The sequence below is a fragment of the Nitrospira sp. genome (genome assembly GCA_005116745.1).
Taxonomy (GTDB): Bacteria; Nitrospirota; Nitrospiria; order Nitrospirales; family Nitrospiraceae; genus Nitrospira_D.
In genome coordinates this window covers 1-21175 of record SWDS01000001.1, presented here as the reverse complement: position 1 = coordinate 21175, position 21175 = coordinate 1, and the positions used below count along the sequence as shown (strand labels likewise).

General features: G+C 54.3%; 26 protein-coding genes. 9 read left to right on the top strand and 17 right to left on the bottom strand.

From position 1 onward, the window contains the following. Window positions 1–72 precede the first annotated feature (72 nt). Window positions 73–321 (bottom strand): hypothetical protein, encoded by a 249-nt coding sequence (locus E8D52_00130; protein TKB70913.1) that lies wholly within the window; start codon window positions 319–321, stop codon window positions 73–75. A 200-nt stretch (window positions 322–521) separates the two neighbouring features. On the opposite strand from E8D52_00130, the gene E8D52_00125 reads away from it, so the two are divergent. Together E8D52_00125 and E8D52_00120 are read left to right on the top strand one after the other, a co-directional pair. After that, complete coding sequence (locus tag E8D52_00125) at window positions 522–1451, top strand: PhzF family phenazine biosynthesis protein (GenBank protein TKB70545.1); 930 nt, start codon at window positions 522–524, stop codon at window positions 1449–1451. 136 nt (window positions 1452–1587) lie between these two features. Continuing rightward, window positions 1588–2022 (top strand): CBS domain-containing protein, encoded by a 435-nt coding sequence (locus E8D52_00120; GenBank protein ID TKB70544.1) that lies wholly within the window; start codon window positions 1588–1590, stop codon window positions 2020–2022. Window positions 2023–2620: 598 nt separating this feature from the next. Here E8D52_00120 and E8D52_00115 read toward each other — a convergent pair. The 3 genes from E8D52_00115 to E8D52_00105 form a co-directional block, all read right to left on the bottom strand. Beyond that, complete coding sequence (locus E8D52_00115; GenBank protein ID TKB70543.1) at window positions 2621–3133, bottom strand: MogA/MoaB family molybdenum cofactor biosynthesis protein; 513 nt, start codon at window positions 3131–3133, stop codon at window positions 2621–2623. Between the two features lie 89 nt (window positions 3134–3222). Then, the gene (locus tag E8D52_00110) at window positions 3223–3549 is read right to left on the bottom strand and encodes a (2Fe-2S) ferredoxin domain-containing protein (protein TKB70542.1); all 327 of its coding nucleotides are present in this window, start codon (window positions 3547–3549) and stop codon (window positions 3223–3225) included. A 104-nt stretch (window positions 3550–3653) separates the two neighbouring features. Beyond that, window positions 3654–4097 (bottom strand): gamma-glutamylcyclotransferase, encoded by a 444-nt coding sequence (locus tag E8D52_00105; GenBank protein TKB70541.1) that lies wholly within the window; start codon window positions 4095–4097, stop codon window positions 3654–3656. Between the two features lie 186 nt (window positions 4098–4283). Between E8D52_00105 and E8D52_00100 the strand changes: the two genes are divergently transcribed. Continuing rightward, complete coding sequence (locus E8D52_00100; GenBank protein TKB70540.1) at window positions 4284–4766, top strand: hypothetical protein; 483 nt, start codon at window positions 4284–4286, stop codon at window positions 4764–4766. Here E8D52_00100 and E8D52_00095 read toward each other — a convergent pair. Next, window positions 4763–5092 (bottom strand): Rieske (2Fe-2S) protein, encoded by a 330-nt coding sequence (locus tag E8D52_00095; protein ID TKB70539.1) that lies wholly within the window; start codon window positions 5090–5092, stop codon window positions 4763–4765. The genes E8D52_00100 and E8D52_00095 overlap by 4 nt on opposite strands. Before the next feature lie 158 nt (window positions 5093–5250). Here E8D52_00095 and E8D52_00090 point away from each other — a divergent pair, with 158 nt between their 5' ends. From E8D52_00090 to E8D52_00070, 5 genes are all read left to right on the top strand, one after another. After that, complete coding sequence (locus E8D52_00090) at window positions 5251–5796, top strand: HNH endonuclease (protein ID TKB70538.1); 546 nt, start codon at window positions 5251–5253, stop codon at window positions 5794–5796. 226 nt (window positions 5797–6022) lie between these two features. Continuing rightward, entirely contained in the window at window positions 6023–6685 is a 663-nt protein-coding gene (locus tag E8D52_00085) for a bifunctional precorrin-2 dehydrogenase/sirohydrochlorin ferrochelatase (protein ID TKB70537.1), read from the top strand. Between the two features lie 8 nt (window positions 6686–6693). Beyond that, entirely contained in the window at window positions 6694–7002 is a 309-nt protein-coding gene (locus E8D52_00080) for an MTH1187 family thiamine-binding protein (GenBank protein TKB70536.1), read from the top strand. 320 nt (window positions 7003–7322) lie between these two features. Next, the gene (locus E8D52_00075; GenBank protein ID TKB70535.1) at window positions 7323–10181 is read left to right on the top strand and encodes a response regulator; all 2859 of its coding nucleotides are present in this window, start codon (window positions 7323–7325) and stop codon (window positions 10179–10181) included. Window positions 10182–10191: 10 nt separating this feature from the next. Continuing rightward, window positions 10192–11613 carry a long-chain fatty acid transporter gene (locus tag E8D52_00070; protein ID TKB70912.1) on the top strand — a complete coding sequence of 474 codons (1422 nt, stop codon included), beginning with the start codon at window positions 10192–10194 and terminating at the stop codon, window positions 11611–11613. 68 nt (window positions 11614–11681) lie between these two features. Here E8D52_00070 and alr read toward each other — a convergent pair whose 3' ends face one another. From alr to E8D52_00010, 12 genes are all read right to left on the bottom strand, one after another. Next, window positions 11682–12815 carry an alanine racemase gene (gene alr / locus E8D52_00065; protein ID TKB70534.1) on the bottom strand — a complete coding sequence of 378 codons (1134 nt, stop codon included), beginning with the start codon at window positions 12813–12815 and terminating at the stop codon, window positions 11682–11684. Between the two features lie 29 nt (window positions 12816–12844). After that, the gene (locus E8D52_00060) at window positions 12845–13408 is read right to left on the bottom strand and encodes a ribosome recycling factor (GenBank protein TKB70533.1); all 564 of its coding nucleotides are present in this window, start codon (window positions 13406–13408) and stop codon (window positions 12845–12847) included. Between the two features lie 20 nt (window positions 13409–13428). After that, the gene (locus tag E8D52_00055; GenBank protein ID TKB70532.1) at window positions 13429–14154 is read right to left on the bottom strand and encodes a UMP kinase; all 726 of its coding nucleotides are present in this window, start codon (window positions 14152–14154) and stop codon (window positions 13429–13431) included. Beyond that, window positions 14151–14747, bottom strand: coding sequence for a translation elongation factor Ts (gene tsf, locus E8D52_00050; GenBank protein ID TKB70531.1), 597 nt, complete (start codon window positions 14745–14747; stop codon window positions 14151–14153). The genes E8D52_00055 and tsf overlap by 4 nt, the downstream gene beginning before the upstream one ends. 62 nt (window positions 14748–14809) lie before the next feature. Then, window positions 14810–15583 carry a 30S ribosomal protein S2 gene (gene rpsB, locus E8D52_00045; GenBank protein TKB70530.1) on the bottom strand — a complete coding sequence of 258 codons (774 nt, stop codon included), beginning with the start codon at window positions 15581–15583 and terminating at the stop codon, window positions 14810–14812. 206 nt (window positions 15584–15789) lie between these two features. Beyond that, a complete protein-coding gene (argJ, locus tag E8D52_00040; protein TKB70529.1) occupies window positions 15790–16995 on the bottom strand; it encodes a bifunctional glutamate N-acetyltransferase/amino-acid acetyltransferase ArgJ in 1206 nt (401 codons plus the stop codon). A 57-nt stretch (window positions 16996–17052) separates the two neighbouring features. Then, window positions 17053–18105: an N-acetyl-gamma-glutamyl-phosphate reductase gene (locus E8D52_00035; protein ID TKB70528.1), complete on the bottom strand. Its 1053-nt coding sequence runs from the start codon at window positions 18103–18105 to the stop codon at window positions 17053–17055. Between the two features lie 117 nt (window positions 18106–18222). Then, window positions 18223–18615: a 30S ribosomal protein S9 gene (rpsI, locus tag E8D52_00030; GenBank protein TKB70527.1), complete on the bottom strand. Its 393-nt coding sequence runs from the start codon at window positions 18613–18615 to the stop codon at window positions 18223–18225. Between the two features lie 33 nt (window positions 18616–18648). After that, window positions 18649–19077: a 50S ribosomal protein L13 gene (rplM, locus tag E8D52_00025; protein TKB70526.1), complete on the bottom strand. Its 429-nt coding sequence runs from the start codon at window positions 19075–19077 to the stop codon at window positions 18649–18651. A gap of 46 nt (window positions 19078–19123) precedes the next feature. After that, window positions 19124–19612 (bottom strand): bifunctional nuclease family protein, encoded by a 489-nt coding sequence (locus tag E8D52_00020; GenBank protein TKB70525.1) that lies wholly within the window; start codon window positions 19610–19612, stop codon window positions 19124–19126. A gap of 20 nt (window positions 19613–19632) precedes the next feature. Then, window positions 19633–20088 (bottom strand): bifunctional nuclease family protein, encoded by a 456-nt coding sequence (locus E8D52_00015; GenBank protein TKB70524.1) that lies wholly within the window; start codon window positions 20086–20088, stop codon window positions 19633–19635. Window positions 20089–20237: 149 nt separating this feature from the next. Further along, window positions 20238–20519, bottom strand: a complete 282-nt coding sequence (locus E8D52_00010) for a Fe-S cluster protector protein (GenBank protein ID TKB70523.1) — start codon at window positions 20517–20519, stop codon at window positions 20238–20240. Between the two features lie 252 nt (window positions 20520–20771). Between E8D52_00010 and E8D52_00005 the strand changes: the two genes are divergently transcribed. Next, window positions 20772–21175 (top strand): hypothetical protein (locus tag E8D52_00005; protein ID TKB70522.1); only part of this gene is annotated, 404 nt, incomplete at its 3' end.

Below are 21175 nucleotides of genomic sequence, written 5' to 3'. Positions count from 1 at the left end.
GGTACATCCTTCTCCACGATTGAGGCATGACGAGAGACGGTTGGCGAGGGGTGCGAGCTCTGTGGTTGACGATTACGGTTCAGTCTCGTCAGGGACGAGCAAGGCCGAGAGCAGGGCGTGAGAGGCCTCGACCAGTTTGGTCATTTCTTCGGCCTTCTTGTAAGCCTGCATGTATTGAGTGGGATTATTCGTCAGGTTGGAGTAGCGTGTCGGATTCCAATTGTACAACTGCACACGCTTGGCGCGATCAAGGGTGTCGGACGTGACCGGGAGGGTCAGCTCCAAAATCTCTAGCGCGTGGGCTACGTCCTGTGCATTCACATCGTTCACGAGGCGAGTGTCGCAAAGGCACGCACGGTCTGTCAATTTATTCCAACCATTGAACGCTGGTCTTAGCCAGTTCTCATTTTCTAAAAAAAAGAGTATTGTAGCTGAGCCAATGATCCGGCCTTCCGCGTGCAGGCGAGGTCTGATACGCGACTCAACGCGCGGGACTATTTCTACTACACGAATGAATCATTATGTCTGAAACTCGATCGCTGAAATTCTACCAGGCGGATGTGTTCACCAGTCAGCCGTTCGGCGGCAATCCCGTTGCTGTGTTTCCCGACGCGGATGGTCTGACCGATGCCGAGCTGCAACAGATCGCTCGGGAGATGAATCTCTCAGAGACGGTGTTCGTCTTTCCACCAACCGACCCTGCCGCAGTGGCCCGGTTGCGGATCTTTACCCCGACACAAGAAATTCCCTTTGCCGGCCATCCGGTACTGGGTACGTTTTACGTATTGGCCCAGATCGGGAGGATCTCGACTCAGGAACCTGTGACGTCGGTCGTGCAAGAATGTAATATCGGTTTGTTTTCCGTCGAATTGCATGCAGAACAGAGCCGCGTGGTGCGGGTCGTGATGTCTCAACCTAAACCTGAATTTCTTGATCCCATCGACGCCATCGACGATGTGTATCTGATCGGCGGAGCGCTCGGTTTGCCGAAGCACGTGATCGCCGATACGAAATGGCCCCTCCAAGTCGTGTCCACCGGCTTGCCGGTCTTGATCGTGCCGGTGCGAACATTGACGGCTGTCCGGTCGATCAACCCTGATGCGTCGGCCATTATCAATGTCTGTGAACGGTTCGGGGCCAATGGGATTATGGTCTTCACGACGGTGACGGTCGAATCGTTCGCGTCCGTTCACGCGAGGATGTTCGCTCCGAAAATTGGAATCTTGGAAGATCCTGCCACGGGAAGCGCCGGCGGCGCACTTGGCGCGTACCTGGTTCAGAACGGTGTTGTTGAAGTTGGACCGACGACGGACATTCTCATCGAACAGGGCTATGAAATCGATCGGCCCTCACGGATTCTCGTCAAAGTAGAATCGGACGACGATGTGATTCAAGGTGTGAAGGTCGGTGGGCATTGTGTGATGGTCGTCGAAGGAACGCTAAACTTCTAAGAGACTTGCTGAGTCCTGGGTTGTGTCGTTTCCTGTTTTGAGCCTCTCTGCCATTCTGTGCTACCCTGAGTCCAATCAATAGTGAGCGTGGCCGGTGTTCTTTCGTGTCAGTCCATTCGAACGTAAAGGAGGAAGCATGTCCACAGTCGCGAAGATCATGAAGAAGAATCCCAAGAGCGTTGGACCAAAAATGTCGATTGCCAGTGCCGCCAAGGCGATGCGTGCGGCGCGGGTGGGATCGCTCTTTGTGAAAAAGGGCAAACGATTGGTTGGGGTGGTGACGGACACGGACATCGTTCGACTCGCCGTTGCGAGCGGAAAGCCATTGGGCAAGTTGACCGTCGAGAAGATCATGACGACGCCGATTTGTACGATCGAGGGGAGTCAGTCGGTCGATGATGCACAGGATATGATGGCCGACCTGGGCGTGCGCCATCTCGGCGTCACCAAGAACGGGGAGATTTCAGGCGTCGTCTCCGTGCGTGACCTCCTGTTACACTATAAGCGTTATGCGCAGTCGAAGATTTCGACGGAGATGACGTACGACGAGCCGAAGATCACACAAGACTAAGAACGGTGAGAGGTAAAGGGTAAGGCGTAAGGGGAATGCGGGACCACCGCCCCAGACTATCCGTCAAGGTGGAACCAGCTGCCCTGTTTCTCCTTCCACGCGTGTTTGCGGTTCGTGAAGCGAACCCTCTTTTCGTCGGTCGAAGCGACCTCGCGTGCACTCACTCAGTGTAGGCCCGGCAGGGTTCCGAAAAAGGTCTCGAAAGGGCCTTCATCCCTGTCACACATTCAGGTTTGTTGTCGGGCGTATCAGTCTTATCCGTCTCATCCTTCTGTGCTTTCTCAACGTTCTTCTGTACATCCTCGCTCGCTGATGGCTTCTGGTTGGTCTTCCTTGCCACTGGCGTAGGCTGGTTTCCTTTCTTCGGCGATTGCTCCGCAGCCAGGACCGAATGTGGCCCAATCAAGAATGTCTCAAGACTTGCGAGGACTACGAAGCACAGTAGAAGACCTTTACGCATGGCGAATTCCTTCATGGCGTACGAGGAGTCTGTAATAGGGGAAAATACAAGTCGAACACGACGCGTGTACCACGTCAAGTATGGAATACCTCGAGAAGCTTCGGAGACATCTCGTCCCTCACCACGTACCCATGACCGTTACTTGCTGAGTTCTTTCACGAGATGTCCGAGTTCGGGAAGAATGAGCTTTTCCATCGCGAGGCGGACGGCGTTTTCTGAGCCAGGAGTAGAAAAGAGAACACGGCCTTTGATGACACCGGCAGTCGCCCGGCTCATAATCGCCGGTGAGCCGATGTCTTGATAGGTGAGTAACCGAAAGATTTCGCCGAATCCGTCGAGGCGTTTTTCCAACATCTCGTCTACCGCTTCGAACGTGGAATCCCGCCTGGAAATGCCGGTGCCGCCGTTGATGATGATAGCCTGCACCGCGTCGTTGATCACGCCGCGCGCGATCCACAACTGGATCTGGGCCGGATCGTCCTTCACGAGATGATATCCGACTACGGTATGGCCTCGCGCTTCAAGGAGCGTACGAATCAGCTGACCACTGGTGTCGGATTCTTGTGTGCGGGTATCGCTACAGGTAATGACCATGCACCCGATTGAGGTGGGTGCATGGTCTTTGTGTTCGTGATGAGTGGGTGTACTCATGTGTCAAAGGAAACCCTATCAGCCATCAGCTGAAGCAATCAAGCGTCAGTCTCAGCTGACCGCTCGAAGCCACCCGTCAGTGGCTCAGCTTATTCCCACACAGAGTCTGGATTCAGCTTCGCAGCCGGTGTCCCTTTCGCGACATGTTCATCAAGGATGGTGGCGACGTCCCCCTCAGTGACCTTGGAATACCAGGTATTGTCGGGATAGACGACAACCGTCGGACCCTGCTCGCAAGGACCAAGGCAGCCTGTCGCGCTTACCAACACTTCCCCTGGTGGGACAGAACGTTGCATCAGCCCCATGTTGAACGCCATCAGCAGCTGTGCCGCACCGGCTGACCCACACGATGGTTTGGGGTGACCAGGAGGGCGGGAATTGGTACAGACAAGAATATGATATTTTGGTTTTGGCATAATCTCCTCAATCTAAGTCGAGCTACCAGCTGTCAGCAATCAGCCGTCGGCTCAAACGTAAAATCTATTTGATGGTTGATAGCTGAAAGCTGTGAGTGCCTGCATTACCTCGGCCTATACGACGCCCATTGCTGGATCACGTCCTCCGGAATCTTCCACTCTTTGAGTCCCTTCAGCACCCAATCCAGGTAGTGGTCTTTGGGTTTAAACTTCCCGATCGGGTTCGCTGCGTAGGTGGTGACCAGTTCCTTCTCTCCGCGATCGGTCGAGATGGTGACTTGCAGGTGGCGGTACGTGCCCTGCGGCACATCCTGCTCAAACTGGTCCATGCTTTGTATATCTTCGTCCGTGAGTTCAAACACCCCGCCCCAAGTCTTTTCACCTTGTGAAGGTACGATACTGGCAAGCCCACACCGCCATTGCGACGACCATCGGCAAAATTTCACCGTATGGTCCGACAAGGTGGCGAGGTAGAGAAATCTATGTTCCGGGGCTCGCCGCTTGAGTTGCGAAGGATTGAGGAGATCACCGTATAAAAAGAACTTCATGCACCGTACTCATTCTATGCCCGACCATCTTAGAACCTTCCCGTACTTGTAACACACCGGCTTTTCACCAAACAAGCGGCACTCGTCACGGCCAGGTCTCGACGCTGCATTGACATGGCGTTCCGGCCTTCCTAAGATGCCGTGCAGGTCACAAGGTTTCACGAGTTGGTTTGAGACAACATCTGCATGACTAACAGCCGTATCTTTTCGCGATCGCTCGCCACCCAGCTGATCCGCTATGCAGTCGTCGCAATCCTACTGCTGGGTGGACTCTACTATGCATGGACTACGCTGCCATCGACAACCCCGTCGAGAGACCAGCGAGAAGTTGAGGCGTTGGCGTTGGTGCAGAGCTCTCAGGCGATCGGTCACCCGACAGTCCTACAGGCTATGAACGAGCATGTTCGTATGATGAAGGATCGTGGGCAAGGGGTTCGACTCGGTGAATGGCGAGTGAAGCATGTCGAGGGAGATATCTACGAGATCCGTGTACAGCTTCGCGATCAGGGGGTGCGTGGCCAATGGTTCGAGCGAGAATTCATTTGGCATGCCCATCTGAAACTCAAGAAGGTCAATGCGGCCTCGCTACCGGCGGACGGAGTGACGCCCAAAGCGCCTGATGTTGAGGACGGAACAGTACCGTCACCGCCTGGTCCGTCAAAAAGTTAGACCGGTTCTCTGAGTGTCGGTGGGATGGCGATCTGAACGTCATTCTCTTGGATTCGAACTTCGCAGCGCACCACCTGAAAATTCGGATTGCCGACGCGTTCTCCTGAGATCACGCTGAATTTCCAGCCATGCCAGGGACATTCGACAACCGCGTCGCACAGTTTCCCTTCTCCGAGCGGGCCGCCCGCGTGGGGGCAGGAATTATCGATCGCGTGAAAAGTTCCGTCCACGTTGAAGACCGCAATCCAGATCCCATCGACTTCAACTGTTCGCCCTGTGCCGGGTGGAATCTCGTGCGTAAAGGCCACTCTCACGAAATCGTTCATGATCGTCATCTCTCGCTTGGCCTGCCGTATGTGGCATCAGAAGGGCGCTTGCTTGATTTCAACGCCACCATATGGCATAGAAATAGCAGCGGGTAGCTATGCCCATCGGATACACTCCGTGACTGGCCTGGAGGTCCGATTGGGGATGAGGTTCCTCTATGGAAATGACTCTCCTGCTCAACGCGACCTATGAACCCCTCCGGGTTGTGCATTGGCAAAAAGCGATCGCGCTCCTCTGGCAAGGAAAAGTCGAAGTCTTGGAGGTCTACGATAGGGAAATCCACGGGATTTCTCTGTCGATCAAGCTTCCCTCGGTGATGCGCCTGTTGAGACTGGTGAAGTTGAAGGACAGTCACCGCGCCGTCAAGTTTTCCCGTATCAACATTTTTACGCGAGATGGGTACTGTTGCCAATACTGTAATCACAAATTTCGGACTGAAGAACTGACATTTGATCATGTCGTGCCCATCGCCAAAGGTGGGAAAAAGACGTGGGAAAACATCGTTACTGCCTGCTGGCGCTGTAACAATCGGAAGAGCGGGCGGACGCCGGAAGAAGCCAGCATGAAGTTGAAAAAGCGGCCGGTGAAACCTCGGTGGAGCCCCGTCATTACCATTACCATCGGCATTCGCAACACACCGGAAAGCTGGCGTGATTATCTCTATTGGAATATGGAGCTGGATGCAGATCCAGCTGACACCTAGCGCGCAGGGTTGACGTCATCGTCAGAAGCCAATCGGTCCGTAACCGCCCCCCTCCGGACAGTCTTCCAATATTGCGCACGAAATCATTCCACTCATTCGAGTGTGCTGCATTATAGCGACGGACTGACCAAAATGGGAAATGAGCTGTGGATTTTCGAAATCCCACTTGCATGATGGAGGTTCATTCTCAGATACTGAGCCATTCAGTCAAATTGGGAGTCACGTCATGGTTGCCAATCCTGGTTTTCCCTTGGTCTTGGATGTAAGAGGCTGGCCGGTCCTGGTGATCGGTGGCGATGAGGAGGCATCGGAAAAATCTCAGCGCCTGCTCGAGTCCGGTGCGCGAGTCACGGTGATCAGTCCCACGCTGAATGAACCGTTACGCTTTCTGGCGGCTTCGGGTAAGATTATCCATCGTGGGCGACATTTTCGCGACACGGATCTCGAACACGTCATTCTCATTCTCAATACCCTTCGGGGCGATCGTGACTTTGCTCAAATGTTGGTGGCTCAAGCCAGAGAAAAGCGTGTGCTGCTTTGGTCAGTAGATTACCCAGAGGCAAGCAGCGTCACGATGCCCGCTGTTGTGGCAGTGGGTCATGTGCGAGTCGCGATTAGTACAAGCGGAGTGGCACCGGCTCTTTCCGGATTTATGAAAGAGGATTTGGAACAGATCCTCGATGCAGAATTCATTGATTTCGTCGAGTGGCTTGGGCAACTACGTGAACAGGCCAAGGCAAGTGAGCCGGATTTCGAGACGCGGCGGGCACTCCTGCGCGAGGCGTTAGACGGTTTTCGTTTCCTCGGCAAGGTCCGATACCCCAACGTCTGGTTGGAAAGGCGGGCTCAGGCGGTGGCAAACGCACAACCTGATGCCACACAGCAATAGGAGACACAATGGTCCTACTGGAGTTCAGCATGTCGCCGTTGGGAAAGGGCGAGAGTGTCGGGAAATATGTGGCCCGTTCTCTCGATATTATTGATAAGAGTGGGGTCGCGTATCGATTAAATCCGATGGGCACGGTTTTAGAAGGCGAATGGGAGGAGGTCTTTTCGGTGGTGCAGCGATGCTATGAGCGGATGAAAAAGGACTGCAACCGCATTTCCTGCACAATCAAAGTTGATTACCGAAAGGGCCATGCCGGACGTCTCCAGAGCAAGGTGGCCAGCGTTGAAAAAAAGCTCAAGCGGTCAGTGAGACACTAGCAGCGTGCATCCTTCGGCACTCTGCCGATACCCGTGTCCCGCGAACCGAGAGGATCAGCCCCTCAGGTAGTTCCCTCGCAGCCAGTCCCACCTTTTGACCGGCTTCTCCCCACAGATGGAAGGGGCTCAACCTTCGTATTGCAAAGCTCACGCGGTCGTCGATATACTCCGCGAGCCATACGTGCTATTCCCGTAGGTGAACTGAGCAGGTAGATCAACATCTCTGCTCTGTGCAATCCATCGGCTGCCGTACCGGCTGACAGCGCTCAACACCGCGCCCAGTTCCGTCCCATGGACCTGTTGTCTGAGGGGATGACGCCATGACAAGCAGCACGCTCGACATTGTCGAGGCCAAGTCTTTCGCGAACATCGAACTCTTACCAAAAGATCGAACCATTCTTGAGCAGGGCGCCATGGTGTTTCGCCCGTTCGGGTTGGATGAACAGGGTCAGACGATCCGAGATCTTGGCGGCGTCAGCATCAGGGCGGTGACGGTCTTTTTAGAGAAGTTAGTGACGTCTGCGGGAGGAGCGTCGGCAGGAAAAGAAGCGGTCGAGGAGTTGTGCGGCCTTTTAAATGATCGCATCAAGGATCCCATCTATCATGTGACTCCGGAGCTGTTGAAGAATCCGTGGAACAGCTACTCGTACGAATTTACGTCGTATCTCTATGAGTTTTGTGAACGGATCTCGGGCGATCCCCGCTTTGCGTTTAAAGCAGGGGCGGAAAAAGTCTCGCCCATCATGCTGGCCCTGACTCGCCCATTTTCGCTGTCACAGATCTACACGATGTTTCCCTACTTTGGGAATAAGTTTACGTCTGGGTCCGTGGAGTTCCGTGTGGTGGAAGTCACGAGCAGCACGGCTGCGGTGGGGATGCGGTTTACCGACCGAACGCTTCGGCAGTTTGGATCGTACCGCAGGCGGTGTGCCTGCCTGGTGTGTCAATCTGCACAAGGCATCATGGTCGCCATGGCCCATCGCATCCACGGCCTCTCTCAGGCAGAAGCGATCGAGACGTCCTGTATCGGCAATGATGATGAATGGTGTCAGTGGACAATTCGATGGCAGGAGAAGAGCCGGTATCGGAAGCGATTCTGGCGAGCAACCTCACCTCTTGAACAGACACGTCCGACTCGACTGAGCAGTGAGTCTGTCGTCGGCGTCGAGAATGCCCAGGCTGCACACGCTTCGGTAGCGACCCGCGTTGAGTCCTTGCCTCAGGCCCAACAGAGTTTTGCATGGTTTGTAGGGGGAGGGGTGGTGGGGCTTGCTCTCATGGCGGGAGTCGGTGTTCTGAATCCGACGGTGAGTCTCGGCGAGGTGTTGTTAGTCGGACTGTGCCCGATCCTCGCCGTCGGCATCATGGTCAATCGACGGCTGCTTCGTGAGAGCGAACGACGCGAGGCCTTGATCCAAGAACAGATTACATTCGTCGAATCCCGTCATGAAGAATTGCGCGAAGCCTATTTGGAACAAGAGCAAATGCGGGTGGAGTTGCGTCGGAAAGTGGCACAACTCACGGCGCTTCACCGAGCGGGGCTCTCATTTGGCTCGACCTTCGAACGAGATGCGCTCTTGCACCAGGTGTTGGAAGCCCTGACGCACGAGCTCAACTACAACAGTGCCATGGTGTCCATGTTTGATCCTTGTGAGCAGAGCGTCCAACATATCCGTCTGATTGGCGCGCCTGCGGAGGTTGAAACGTTCGCCCAGTCCTGTCGGATTCCAATTACTGATTGTGAGAGTCCCGAGGGGACGGTGGTTCTTCAAGGACGCCCACTGTTGATCAAGGATATCGAGTCGATACGGCACAGCCTCCATCCCCTCAATCAACGGTTAGCCGAATTGAGCGGGACCAAAGCCCTGATTGTGGTTCCCATCAAGACCCAAGACCGTATCTGGGGCATGTTGACGGTTGATCGCTCACACAATCAAAGCGTGACGGAAGACGATTTGGAACTGATGATGACGGTCGCGAGTCAAGTCTCCATCGCGCTGGATAACGCCTCGGCCTACCAGCAGATCGAAGAGTGGAATCAGGGGTTGGAGGTCAAAGTCAAAGAGCGCACTGAAGCTCTTGAGCGAGCCGACCGCTTGCGTGCGCAATTCCTCTCCCATGTGTCTCATGAACTGAGAACACCGCTCACGTCCATCAAGGGATTCATCCAAAATCTGCTGGACGGACTGACCGGACCGCTGAATGAGAAGCAGCAGCGCTATCTCGTGCGCATGTCGGACAATTCAGATCGGCTGGTTCGGATGATCGAGGATCTCCTCGATCGCACCCGTATCGAGACAGGGCGCTTAGAGGTGCATGCGGCCGATGTCGAAATCGAACCCTGTCTCGCCGACGTGATTGAGCAACTAAAACCGTTGGCTCAGGCCAAGCAGCAGTCACTGGAATTTCATTGTGCCGGCACGGATGTCGTCGTGTGGGCAGATCGTGATCGGTTAATCCAGACGGTCGTCAATCTGGTGCAAAATGCCATCAAGTTCACCCCACCGGGCGGAGCCGTGTCGGTTGCCTGCGAGTTGCCGACTCACCGCACGGCAATGGTTCTGATTCGGGACACGGGCCCCGGTATTGCTCCGGAATACCTGGACAAGATTTTTGACCCTTTCTTCCGTATCCAGCAAGGCCAACGTACTGCCCCCAAAGGGTTGGGACTTGGGCTGTCCATCGTGAAAACACTAGTGGAGCTGCAAGGAGGGGAGGTGGCAGCTCGTAATCGTCCCGAGGGTGGCGCAGAACTGTCCTTCACGATTCCGATCCATGCCGTGAAGGTCCCACTTTTACTTGAATCCCATCTCCTGAGCCAACACATCTTAGTGGTGGATGATGATACCGACATTCAGCAACTGCTTCATGACCGACTCATAGCAGAAGGGTATCAGACGTTTTCGGCATTCGATGGCTGTCACGCGCTGACACTGCTTGAGTCACGAGAGTTCGATGGGATGATTCTCGACATTGGAATCGGTCAGATCGACGGCCTGGAAGTGCTACGACGGGTGCGTCTGACGAATCAACACCTTCCGATTATCATGATTACGGCGTCGGGATCTCAGGAACTTGCCGTGCGGGCTATCGGGTTGGGCGCTCAAGCCTACCTGCTTAAACCGTTCGACGCAGGCCAACTTCAACAAACCATGGATCGGTGGTTCCGACGTGCATGACCTTCGCGGTATGCTAGGTCAGTGCCACTGTGGGCTCGTCCAGAAGACTCGACGTCTGTTCCCATTGAGACAGTTCATCATAAGCGGATTCTCCCTGCTGCTGATTCTTTTCAGCGCCACCTGGTGCTCCTCACCGGCGTTTGCTCAGATTCCCCGCATCCAAGGACAGGGAGCAGCTGCGTCTGGGATGGGCAATGCCTTCGCGGCTCAGGCCGACAATCCATCTGCGTTGCATTACAACCCAGCTGGAATGACTCAGCTCCGTGGTGTGCAAATCATGGCAGGGGGACTCCTTGTCGGTGGCCCGCTCAGCCATAGAAGTCCGGACGGTACCACGACGGCTGGTGATCATGATGGCGTCGTTGCGTGGCCTCCCCCCGCCCATACCTATGTGACGGCAAATCTCCAAGGCCTTGGTATCCCTCTGCTTGATAAGCTCACGGTAGGGGTGGGGGTCACAACCCCGTTTGGTTCAGCGACGAGGTGGCCAAGTACGAGTCCTTTTAGTGCCACCACGATATTCAGCGCATTGCCGTTGTTCGATATCAAGCCGACGTTCGCGTATCAGCTTCTTCCGGATCTCTCGATTGGAGCAGGGATCGACATCTACACCTTTTCCAGTCTGTTCGGAGAGGGCCACGCCGAATTCCAACGAATCCTCCCCCCTGGGAATAGGGTTGAGGTGAATGGAAAAGATACCGCGCTTGGCTTTAACATCGGCACGTTATATACCGCATTGCGGAACGCAGATGGATTACCGATTGTGAACGTTGCCGTTGTCTACCGAAGTCAGGCCACGCTCCATTTGGATGGCGTGTGGTTGAATAACGGCGTGAAGTTTCAAGACACAACGACAACCTTGGTGCTGCCTCAAGTCATCACTGGTGGTATCGCAGTGTGGCCAGTCCGGAATGCTGAACACGAGTGGAAACTTGAACTGAATGTCGACTATATAGGCTGGAAATCGGTCAGAAACTTAGATCTTCGACGACGTGATGGAACGGTCATTCTTGAACAACCTCAAAACTGGAAAAGCACCTATGCCATTTTAGTGGGAACTGAGTATCGATGGCTAAAGATGGATCGATTGCCAGGGTGGGAAGTAGCCGTACGAGGCGGCTATTCGAATCTACAAACACAGGTCCCAGACGCCACGTTCAATCCCGCGATCCCGTCAGCCGATCTTCATATCATTTCGACGGGCGTCGGATTGCTCTGTAGGGGAAATGGATCGCTTTTCGGATTGATCTCCTGCGGCAGCCTTGGAATCGGCTCGATAAAGGCAAAAGTCGTCGGTGTGGACCTGTCGTACCAGGTGTCGCTCTACGAACCAAGAACCATTTCGGAGAATGCTCCGTCTCCAGCAGGAGTCAATGGGTTTTACCAAAACACTGCGCACGCAGGTGGGCTTTCTGTCCGCATCGGTTTCTAACCAAAGGCACTGTATCTCGCCTTCTATCTGTCTTTGACTCAGATAACGAACAGATGCAGAGGAAGGATTCAGGAGGAGAGGTAGAGTCGAGGAATCTTGGGACTGATTGCGCACAGGACTTCGTAGGGAATCGTATCCGTCCACTTGGCAATTTCGGAGGCCGTAATTTCGTCATTTCCCTGGCGCCCAATGAGTATCGTCTCATCACCCACGGCGGTACCAGGGATTTCAGTGACATCCACCATCACCATATCCATACAGACCAATCCCGCGATGGGGGCTCGTCGTCCTCGAATGAGCACAGCGCCACGATTTGAAAGCCGTCGGCTCAAGCCATTGGCATAGCCGATCGGGAGCACGGCAATGCGTGTGGGGCGTCTTGCGGTGAAGGTCCCATTGTAGCTGACCGTTGATTCTGGTTGGATAGTCCGGAGCTGGGCGATATGGGTCTTCAGTGAGAGTACTGGCCTGAGATCAGGATCCTCAACCGTGCTGGGAAGGGTGTGGTATCCGTATAACATGATGCCGGGTCGTACAAGGGAAAAGTGTGCCGATGGGAAACGAACCGCTCCACAACTATTGGACACATGAATGAGAGAAACGTGGAACCCTCCGTTCTGAACGATTTTCAGCGCGTCCTGGAAGCGACGGATTTGTTCTTCGGTCGCGTCAGCAGTGGATCCGTCAGCATCAGCCAGATGGGTCATGAGTCCTTCTACGTGGAGGGAGGGAGGAAACTTGTGTGAGCGGATGAGTGCCACCAGCTCGTCCTGCGTCAGACCCAGCCGACCCATGCCTGTCTCGATTTTGAGATGGATCGAGCAGACAACCTCACGCGATGCCGCGGCCTGCGACAGTGCCATGAGTACGGAAGGATCGCTTATCACAGGGGTGAGATGGGAAGCGAAAATATCACCGAATTGTTCTTGAAAGACCGGCCCTAAGACAACGATCGGCACCGTGATGCCGGCTTGCCGAAGCGCCATGCCTTCTTCCGTCGAGAAGACGGCCAGGCGGGTGACACCATGCTGTATCAATGTCCGTGACGTTTCGATTGCGCCATGACCATAGGCGTTGGCCTTAACGACTGCCATGACGTCGCATCCGGGGGAGAGAATCTGGCGAAATTGGGAGAGATTGTGTGTGAGTGCCGTCAGGTCGACGGTGGCGACGGTTGGGAGGAAGGGTGGCGTAATCCGCACGCGACGAAGGGAGAATTAGGAAGTCAGAATCAGACTTCCATGATTTCCTGTTCCTTTTTCTTGATCACGTCATCGATTTTCTGACCATATTGCTCAATCAGTTTCTGGGTTTCTTGCTCGGCCTTCCGCAGTTCATCCTCGGTGAGTGTGGCACCTTTTTGGAGTTTCTTGAGCTCTTCGTTCGCATCTCGCCGAAAACCTCTGATCTGGACTTTCGTCTCCTCACCATGCTTTTTACAGATCTTTGTCAGATCCTTGCGGCGTTCCTCCGTTAGGGGAGGGAGCGGGACTCGGATCACCTTGCCGTCGTTGGACGGTGTCACACCCAACCCTGAATTGGATATGGATTTTTCAATCTCTTTGATCAGTTTCGGTTCCCAGGGTTGAATGGTGATGAGCCGTGCTTCGGGGGTCGAGACGCTGGCGATCTGTTTCAGCGGGGTTATGGTTCCGTAGTAGTCAACGCGAATGCCGTCGAGCAAGGCGACGGAAGCCCGCCCCGTTCGGAGACCGGACAAGTCTTTTCGCAAGTGTTCAAGAGCCTGATCCATCTGTGAGAGGAATGCTTGCCGAACTTGGGCTGCATTGGACATGGAGACACCTCGTGATGGGATTAGTGATCGCAGCTCGTAACCAAGGTTCCGAGCTGCTCGCCTAATGCCACGCGTTTAAAGTTGCCTTTGACTTTCAGGTTGAATACGATGAGAGGCAATTTATTGTCCATACAGAGGCTGATCGCCGTGGAATCCATCACCTTGAGCTTCTGATTGAGGATGGACAGAAATGAAATCCTCTCATACTTTTTGGCCGACGGAGTAGTCACCGGATCGGCATCATAGATGCCGTCAACTTTCGTTCCCTTCATAATCACTTGTGCGCTGATCTCCATCGCACGCAGGACGGCGGCTGTATCGGTCGAAAAATAGGGATTGCCTGTGCCAGCAGCAAAAATAACCACACGGCTCTTTTCTAGGTGGCGGATTGCCCTTCGACGGATGTACCCCTCTGCAAGCTGGCGCATTTCGATGGCGGATTGAACGCGGGTGATGATGCCGACCCGCTCCAGCGCATTCTGGAGCGCCAGCGCATTGAGCACGGTCGCCAACATTCCCATGTAATCGGCCGAGGCTCGTTCCATACCGGACGCGCTTGCCGCGATGCCACGGAAAATATTGCCTCCGCCGATGACGACTGCCACCTGAATGTCAAGGGCAACAACGGAGGCAATTTCTTCCGCAAGGTTTTCCAGAATGGACGGTTGGATGCCGTAACCCTGCTCACCAGCTAACATCTCCCCACTGACTTTCAGAAGGAGACGCTGGTATTTGGCAGAGCTCATGCTTCGCCTAATTGATAACGGGTGAACCGGCTGACGTTCATATTTTCGCCGATCTTAGAAATTTTCAGGGCGAGAAGGTCCTTGATGGTGACGGCCGGGTCTTTGATGAAGGATTGTTCCAAGAGGCAACTTTCCTGGTAGAACTTTTCAAGTTTGCCTTCGACGATCTTCGACCATGCGGCGGGAGGCTTGCCCATTTCCCTGGCCTGCCCTTCGTAGATCGTTTTTTCTTTCTCAACAACATCAGCCGGAATATCTTCACGCTTCACGAATGACGGCTTTCCGGCTGCCACCTGAAGCGCAAGATCGTTGACGAATGCTTTGAATTCCTCATTCCGTGCGACGAAATCGGTTTCGCAATTGACCTCGATCAAGACGCCGATCTTGCCACCCATATGAATGTAGGCATGAACCAGCCCTTGGTTGGTTTCCCGCCCGGCTTTCTTGGCTGCCGCCGCAAGTCCTTTTTGCCGTAGATAGTCAATGGATTTATCGACGTCATTCCCGTTTTCATTGAGGGCTTTCTGACAATCCAGAATGCCGGCGCCTGTTTTCTCACGAAGCTCTTTCACGAGCTGACTGGATCCTGCCATGATGTCGTTATTCCTTCGTTCTGTCGATGAGGATAAGCCGTTGATGGATCAATCAGTTGATGTTACGCCACGGGAACATTTTGAACGCGCATGGCAGGCTTTCTGTCGCCGCTGGCTGGAGTGGCTTGAAACTCTGCTTCTTCGCGTTGGGCTTTCACATGCGCACCCTCGATACAGGCATCAGCAATTTTTGATGTAATCAGCTTGATCGAGCGAATCGCGTCGTCATTTCCAGGAATTGGATACGTGATGTCGTCTGGGTCGCAGTTGCTGTCCAAAATAGCGATGACCGGAATGTCGAGCCGCTTGGCTTCCTGCACGGCAATTTTCTCAATTCTCGTGTCCAGAATAAAGACCGCTCCTGGAAGGCCGCGCATGTTCTTAATGCCGGACAAATATTTTTGGAGCTTTGCGATGTCCTTCTGCATGAGAAGGATTTCTTTCTTTTTGAGGCCATGCTCGCTGGGGTTGAGCAACGTCGTCTCCATCTTCTTCATCTTATCGATGCTTTTTCTGATGGTCTGGAAGTTGGTCAACATCCCACCCAGCCAACGCTGGTTAATGAAATACATGTTGGCTCGCTTGGCTTCTTCTTCGAGGATTTCCGCAGCTTGCCGCTTTGTGCCCACGAACAAGACGGACTCTCCCGCTGCCACAAGGTCTCGGACGAAGGCATAGGTCTGCTCCATCCGGACGAGGGTTTGTTGAAGATCGATGATATAGATGCCGCTGCGTTCACCGAATAAAAACCTCTTCATCTTGGGATTCCAGCGGTTAGTCTGGTGCCCGAAATGAACGCCGGCTTCTAACAATTCCTTGATCGCTACTACTCCCATGCCTTCACCTCCTTTCACGCTTGCAGAGCGCCCACCGATGGGGCGAGGGAATCGCTTCCCTTAATCTCAAGCCGCGCAGCGTATCGACGCTGATAGTTATTTGAATGAATGGGGCTGTTCTCGCTTGGTGCCGAGTCCCAACCCCCTGTCAGACTGAGATGGGGGACGCTATCATAGTCCTGCCGAGGTTTCAAGCTACCTGTGCACTAAGATCGATAGCTTGCGTTAATCCGGACATAGTCATACGAGAGGTCTGTTGTCCACATATGGGCATGAGCTTGTCCCTGCCCAAGCTGGACGGTGATCGTAAACTCCTTCCGTTTGAAGACGTGTGCGATCTTGTGCTCCGCCTCCAGCCCCGTTCCTACCCCGCGTTGCACCATGACAATGTCGTTGAATCGAACCGATACTTTGTGTGGGTCGATGGCAACGCCCGATCGCCCGATCGCAGCGATGATCCTACCCCAATTGGCATCCTCCCCAAACAACGCAGTCTTGACCAGATTTGATGTCGCAATGGTGTCTGCAACTCGTTTTGCTGCTGCTGTCGTGCTGGCTTCCTGTACTCGAATCGTGACGACCTTGGTGACCCCTTCGCCGTCTCGACAGATCATCAGAGCCAATTCCTGTGCAGCATCAGTGAGCAGTCGCTCGAAGTCACGATGGGACTTGGCATCTCGTTCAATCAGTCGGTTTTTGGCCAGGCCATTTGCCAGACAGAGAACGGTGTCGTTCGTGCTGGTATCACCATCCACCGTAATGCAGTTAAAGGATTGATTCGTTGCCGATTTCAACGCCTGTTGGAGAGCAGCTGGAGTAATCGCGGCATCGGTTGTTAAGTAGGCCAGCATGGTGGCCATATTAGGATGGATCATGCCCGAACCTTTGGCCATGCCCCCGATGGTGACAACGCGCCCGCCGATTCTCCCTTCTACCGTGACGGTTTTTGGCTTCAAGTCCGTGGTTAAAATCGCCTGGGCGGCTTGAGCGCCTCCTGCAATACTCAGACGTGCGATCAAGGTTGGGACGGATGTGGTGATGCGATCAATCGGTAGCACGCGACCAATCACACCGGTCGAACCGACGAATACCTGATGCACGGGAATGGAGAGCTGCTGGGCCACGGCGGTCGCCATCGTCTTCGCCGCCACGAGCCCTTGTTCACCCGTGCAGGCATTGGCATTTCCGCTGTTGACGATGATCGCCCGCCCACAATGAGACCGTAGATGGCGCCGATCCAGGAGTACTGGTGCAGCCGCTACGCGATTCTTTGTGAATACTCCGGCGATCGGCCCGCTGACGTCGGATACGCAGAGAGCCAAATCGAGCAGGCCTGGCTTTTTGATCCCACAATGGATTCCCGCAGCTTGAAACCCCTGCGGTGCCGTGATACCCAGATTCTTTGATTTCATAAGTATGGTGTGTGGGGTGTGGGATGCCGGCTTGTGTCAGTGGTCGAATGGTTGCAATTATGGATAACTGCCCGGAGCTGTTAGCCCTGTTTCCTCAGGAATACCGAGCATGAGATTCATGGCTTGAATTGCCTGACCGGCAGCCCCTTTGACGAGATTGTCCACTGCTGCCACGGTGACAACCCATCCGGCCCGAGAATCCACATACACGCCGATGTCGCAATAGTTTGTGCCCTTAATGTAACGCGGATTAGGGGTCACGTCTTCGAAGAGTCGGATGAACCGCTCTCCCTTGTACTGCTCTCGATACAAGGCCTGAAGGTCAGACAGTTTCAGGCTCTTCGTCAGTTTGCAGTAGGCCGTACTTAGGATGCCTCGATTCATCGGGACCAGATGCGGGGTAAATGCTACGGTCACGGAGCCGATTGCCTTCATGAGTCCAGACAGTTCCTGTTCGATTTCAGGAATATGGCGATGTTGACCGATTTTGTAGGGCTCTAAGGATTCATGCGCTTCTGGAAAATGGTAGGGCAGGGCCGGACTCCGTCCTGCTCCTGAAACACCAGACTTTGCGTCGATCACAATCGTCTCTGGTTGCACAAGTTTGTTTGCGAAGAGAGGTGCCAACTGGAGGACTGCGGCAGTAGGATAACATCCAGGCGAAGCCACCAGTCTCGACTGAGCAATCGCGGATCGATGGAGTTCGGGTAACCCATACACGGCGTCTTGGAGCAAATGTGGATGGCTATGCGGCGTGTGATACCACTTCTCGTAGGTGCCGGCGTCCTTCAGCCGATAATCGGCACTGAGGTCAACGACAGGTTTGCCTGCCTTGATACAGGCCGCAACGGGGTCCAGCGATTTTGTATGCGGCAGGGCGAGAAAAATGGCATCCGCCCGCTCCGTCAGGGCTTCCGGTGCCAAGGCTTCAAATTGATGGTCGAGGATTCCCTTGAAGCTTGGAAACACGGATGAAACCAACTGGCCCGCAGACTTTTCAGATGTCACGGCGGCGATGGTAAAATAGGGATGGGCTGCCGCAAGCCGAACAAGTTCCGCACCGGCGTATCCGCTGGCTCCTGCGATGGCGATTCGAAATTTTTTATTCATGGGTCACGATCGATTATCCTGCACGGTCCTGGACCAACGCTCCCTTCCACACGGAAGATAGAAAAAAGGGGAAGGCGTAGAGCCTTCCCCTTACTATCGAATCGTCGGCTCCTGCGTCTAGCGCTTGGAGTACTGGAACCGTTTGCGCGCGCCCTTCTGTCCGTACTTCTTTCGTTCCTTCACGCGTGAATCACGCGTGAGCAACCCTTCCTTCTTCAGGGGGCTGCGAGTTGCGGGAGTCATCGCCACGAGCGCTCGCGCGATGGCATGACGGAGGGCGCCAGCTTGCCCGGTTGGTCCACCGCCATAGACGGTCGCGCTGATGGAGTACTTGCCCATCAGGCCAGCCATTTCAAGCGGGAGTTGGATAATTTGGCGGAGGGTGAGACGAGGAAACGCCTTCTCCAATGGTTTCTCGTTCACGGTAATATCGCCTGCGGTGCCAGTGACCCAGGCTCGGGCCACTGCGCATTTTCTCCGCCCCGTTGCGTATTGTGTCACCACTGCCATACGACTCGTCTCCTTCTGTTTGAGCACATGTCTCTAGAGAGAAATAGGTTCAGGACATTGAGCCTGATGTGGATGATCAGACCCGACATAGACACGGAGCTTCCGCGCCATGCCATTGCCAAGCGGGTTCTTGGGAAGCATGCCCTTGATCGCTTTGGTCAGGAGCTGCGTCGGGTCCTTCCGGAATAGGTGCGCGGCTGAAGCGGTTTTCAACCCTCCCGGATACCCCGAATGGCGCCGGTAGAGTTTGGTGTCCATCTTGTCACCGGTCAAATGAATCTTTTCCGCATTCACGATGACCACATGATCACCCATATCGACATTCGGCGTGAATGTCGGGCGATGTTTCCCCCGTAAGATGCTTGCGACTCGCGCCGCCAACCGGCCCAGGGTTTTCCCCTCGGCGTTGACCAGATGCCAGGTTTCTTTCACTTGAATTGGATTTTCGAAATACGTCATCATGATGTTGTTCTCCACCGTTGCAATTTTGCCAGTCCTTTGAGAGGTGTTAGACTTCTTGGGCTCCGATATTCTTTGTTTCTAGCTTGGACAGCCACGCATCAAGATTCTGACCGGTGCGTCGTTTCCACACGTCCTGCGTCACATAAATGGGCGCCTGGCAGCGGAGCGCCAATGCAAATGCGTCGCTCGGCCTGGAGTCGATGGTGCGTACGACTCCCTTATGTTCGAGGAAGACGGTCGCATAATAGGTACTGCTCTTGACGTCCGTGAGGACGGCTCGTTCCATCCTCACGCCGAGGTGCTCCCCGAAACTCTTGATCAGATCGTGGCTCATCGGTCGTGGTGTCGTCGATGTATCCAGGGCACGTCGAATCGATTCACCCTCTGATGCACCTACCCATACCATGAACAGGTCTGACGTGCCATCGGCTCGGGTCAGCACGACGATTCTGGTGTCCGTCGTCGAGTCTTCGACCACTCGATTGACCTCAAGCTGTATCAAGGCTTCGGTCGTGTGAGGCGCGTGCTCTTCCATACAATAATCACGAGAACGTGTCAGGAGTCTAATTTTCCGAAGTCCTCTGGCTTTAAATTCTCCAGCCACTGACCGAGTTCTTCCGAACTCTGCTTTCGAATCACGGACTCACTCGCAAAAATTGGAGCTTGGGTCCGGAGCGCGAGGGCGATGGCGTCGCTAGGACGCGAATCGACGGTATACTCTGAGTCTGCGTAGGTCAAATGGATCTTGGCAAAATACGTATGTTCTGTGAGATCGGTAATCACCACACTAATGACCTTGGCGTTGAACGCATCCAAGTAGGTCTTCATCAAGTCGTGAGTCATAGGACGGGGAGGGGCGACATTCTCAATTGCCAGACTGATCGAACTGGCTTCCGATTTTCCGACCCAGATCGGGAGCATTTCCGATTGATCCTCGTCTCGGAGGATGACGATATACGCATTGTTGTAGGGGTCAAACATGAGCCCCTTGACCTGCATCTGCGTGATCATCGACGAACCGATATCCTCTCGCTTGCATTATTTATGCATGAATAGAAAAACATAACACCCTAGCATTTTCGAATTCTCAATGTCAACGAACCCAGCGACAATGCAGGGAAAATGCGGACTCGCGACAACGCTTCCGTAAGAACTGCTGATCAGCTGGACGGCGGGCGAAAGTTCTCGGCAACCTTTGACGAATCGACCTGTTCTCCTAGCTTCAAGAAGGCTTTCATCTGTTTGCGAACCAGTTCGCGGCCACTCTCATCGCCGAGATTGACTTGATATTCATTGATGACCATCACCCGCATGCCCTCCCACTTCTTCCAGCAGCCTGTGCAGACCTTGGCTTTTATTTCTGCTTCAAGCTTGCCGAGAAACAAGGGGGTCGTGATGGCCTCACCGGTCAGACCGCATGTCACGCAAGAAACCTCTGCCATATCCGAGTGCTCCTTTTTTCTGATGTCACGTCAGGTTAACTATTCAAAGGCTGAATTGTAAGATGTCATCGTCTTGATGGGCATTCTATCAGAGATGTTCCAATGAAGAAAAGATCAGGGTTTCACACGCAGGATTCGTCCAGCGAGAACTCATGAGTGAAGCTAACTCCGTGGGCTGGTTGTTCGGGGAACTGCAAACGGCAATACAGCGTTCCCCTTGCCTCTATCACAGGACGTTGTAGAATCCGGACAATGAGCCACTCAGCCCTTGTCGAACATCGGCAAAATGTGCGCACGCTATCGGGTTCGATTTTCGAGATCGGCTTCAACACCGCCTTGCTCGATTATGACGATCGTGTGGAGCCTGCCAGCGCGCAAGCGTTTTCCTATATCAGCGGGTTCAGCCGAGAACGCTTCTCGTTGCAGACGGATGGCACCTATCGCAGCGAGCGCACGCCGCTCTTGGCCGGCTGGGTCGGCCAGCGAAACCAAGACGGGACCGGGACGCTCCGGGACAAACAGGGGACGGTCCGGACCTTCAACAGCCAGGGCCTTCTCACGGCGATCACCGACAGCACCGGTAATACCGTGACGGTCGTTCGGAACGGCGCGCAGATTCAGCAGATCATCGAGCCCGGCGGCCGCGCCCTCACGTT

Coding starts and splice junctions, on each gene's coding strand:
- E8D52_00125 (TKB70545.1), top strand. CDS start 522: ATGTCTGAAACTCGATCGCTGAAATTCTACCAGGCGGATGTGTTCACC.
- E8D52_00120 (TKB70544.1), top strand. CDS start 1,588: ATGTCCACAGTCGCGAAGATCATGAAGAAGAATCCCAAGAGCGTTGGA.
- E8D52_00115 (TKB70543.1), bottom strand. CDS start 3,133: ATGAGTACACCCACTCATCACGAACACAAAGACCATGCACCCACCTCA.
- E8D52_00110 (TKB70542.1), bottom strand. CDS start 3,549: ATGCCAAAACCAAAATATCATATTCTTGTCTGTACCAATTCCCGCCCT.
- E8D52_00105 (TKB70541.1), bottom strand. CDS start 4,097: ATGAAGTTCTTTTTATACGGTGATCTCCTCAATCCTTCGCAACTCAAG.
- E8D52_00100 (TKB70540.1), top strand. CDS start 4,284: ATGACTAACAGCCGTATCTTTTCGCGATCGCTCGCCACCCAGCTGATC.
- E8D52_00095 (TKB70539.1), bottom strand. CDS start 5,092: ATGAACGATTTCGTGAGAGTGGCCTTTACGCACGAGATTCCACCCGGC.
- E8D52_00090 (TKB70538.1), top strand. CDS start 5,251: ATGGAAATGACTCTCCTGCTCAACGCGACCTATGAACCCCTCCGGGTT.
- E8D52_00085 (TKB70537.1), top strand. CDS start 6,023: ATGGTTGCCAATCCTGGTTTTCCCTTGGTCTTGGATGTAAGAGGCTGG.
- E8D52_00080 (TKB70536.1), top strand. CDS start 6,694: ATGGTCCTACTGGAGTTCAGCATGTCGCCGTTGGGAAAGGGCGAGAGT.
- E8D52_00075 (TKB70535.1), top strand. CDS start 7,323: ATGACAAGCAGCACGCTCGACATTGTCGAGGCCAAGTCTTTCGCGAAC.
- E8D52_00070 (TKB70912.1), top strand. CDS start 10,192: ATGCTAGGTCAGTGCCACTGTGGGCTCGTCCAGAAGACTCGACGTCTG.
- E8D52_00060 (TKB70533.1), bottom strand. CDS start 13,408: ATGTCCAATGCAGCCCAAGTTCGGCAAGCATTCCTCTCACAGATGGAT.
- E8D52_00055 (TKB70532.1), bottom strand. CDS start 14,154: ATGAGCTCTGCCAAATACCAGCGTCTCCTTCTGAAAGTCAGTGGGGAG.
- tsf (TKB70531.1), bottom strand. CDS start 14,747: ATGGCAGGATCCAGTCAGCTCGTGAAAGAGCTTCGTGAGAAAACAGGC.
- rpsB (TKB70530.1), bottom strand. CDS start 15,583: ATGGGAGTAGTAGCGATCAAGGAATTGTTAGAAGCCGGCGTTCATTTC.
- argJ (TKB70529.1), bottom strand. CDS start 16,995: ATGAAATCAAAGAATCTGGGTATCACGGCACCGCAGGGGTTTCAAGCT.
- E8D52_00035 (TKB70528.1), bottom strand. CDS start 18,105: ATGAATAAAAAATTTCGAATCGCCATCGCAGGAGCCAGCGGATACGCC.
- rpsI (TKB70527.1), bottom strand. CDS start 18,615: ATGGCAGTGGTGACACAATACGCAACGGGGCGGAGAAAATGCGCAGTG.
- rplM (TKB70526.1), bottom strand. CDS start 19,077: ATGATGACGTATTTCGAAAATCCAATTCAAGTGAAAGAAACCTGGCAT.
- E8D52_00020 (TKB70525.1), bottom strand. CDS start 19,612: ATGGAAGAGCACGCGCCTCACACGACCGAAGCCTTGATACAGCTTGAG.
- E8D52_00015 (TKB70524.1), bottom strand. CDS start 20,088: ATGATCACGCAGATGCAGGTCAAGGGGCTCATGTTTGACCCCTACAAC.
- E8D52_00010 (TKB70523.1), bottom strand. CDS start 20,519: ATGGCAGAGGTTTCTTGCGTGACATGCGGTCTGACCGGTGAGGCCATC.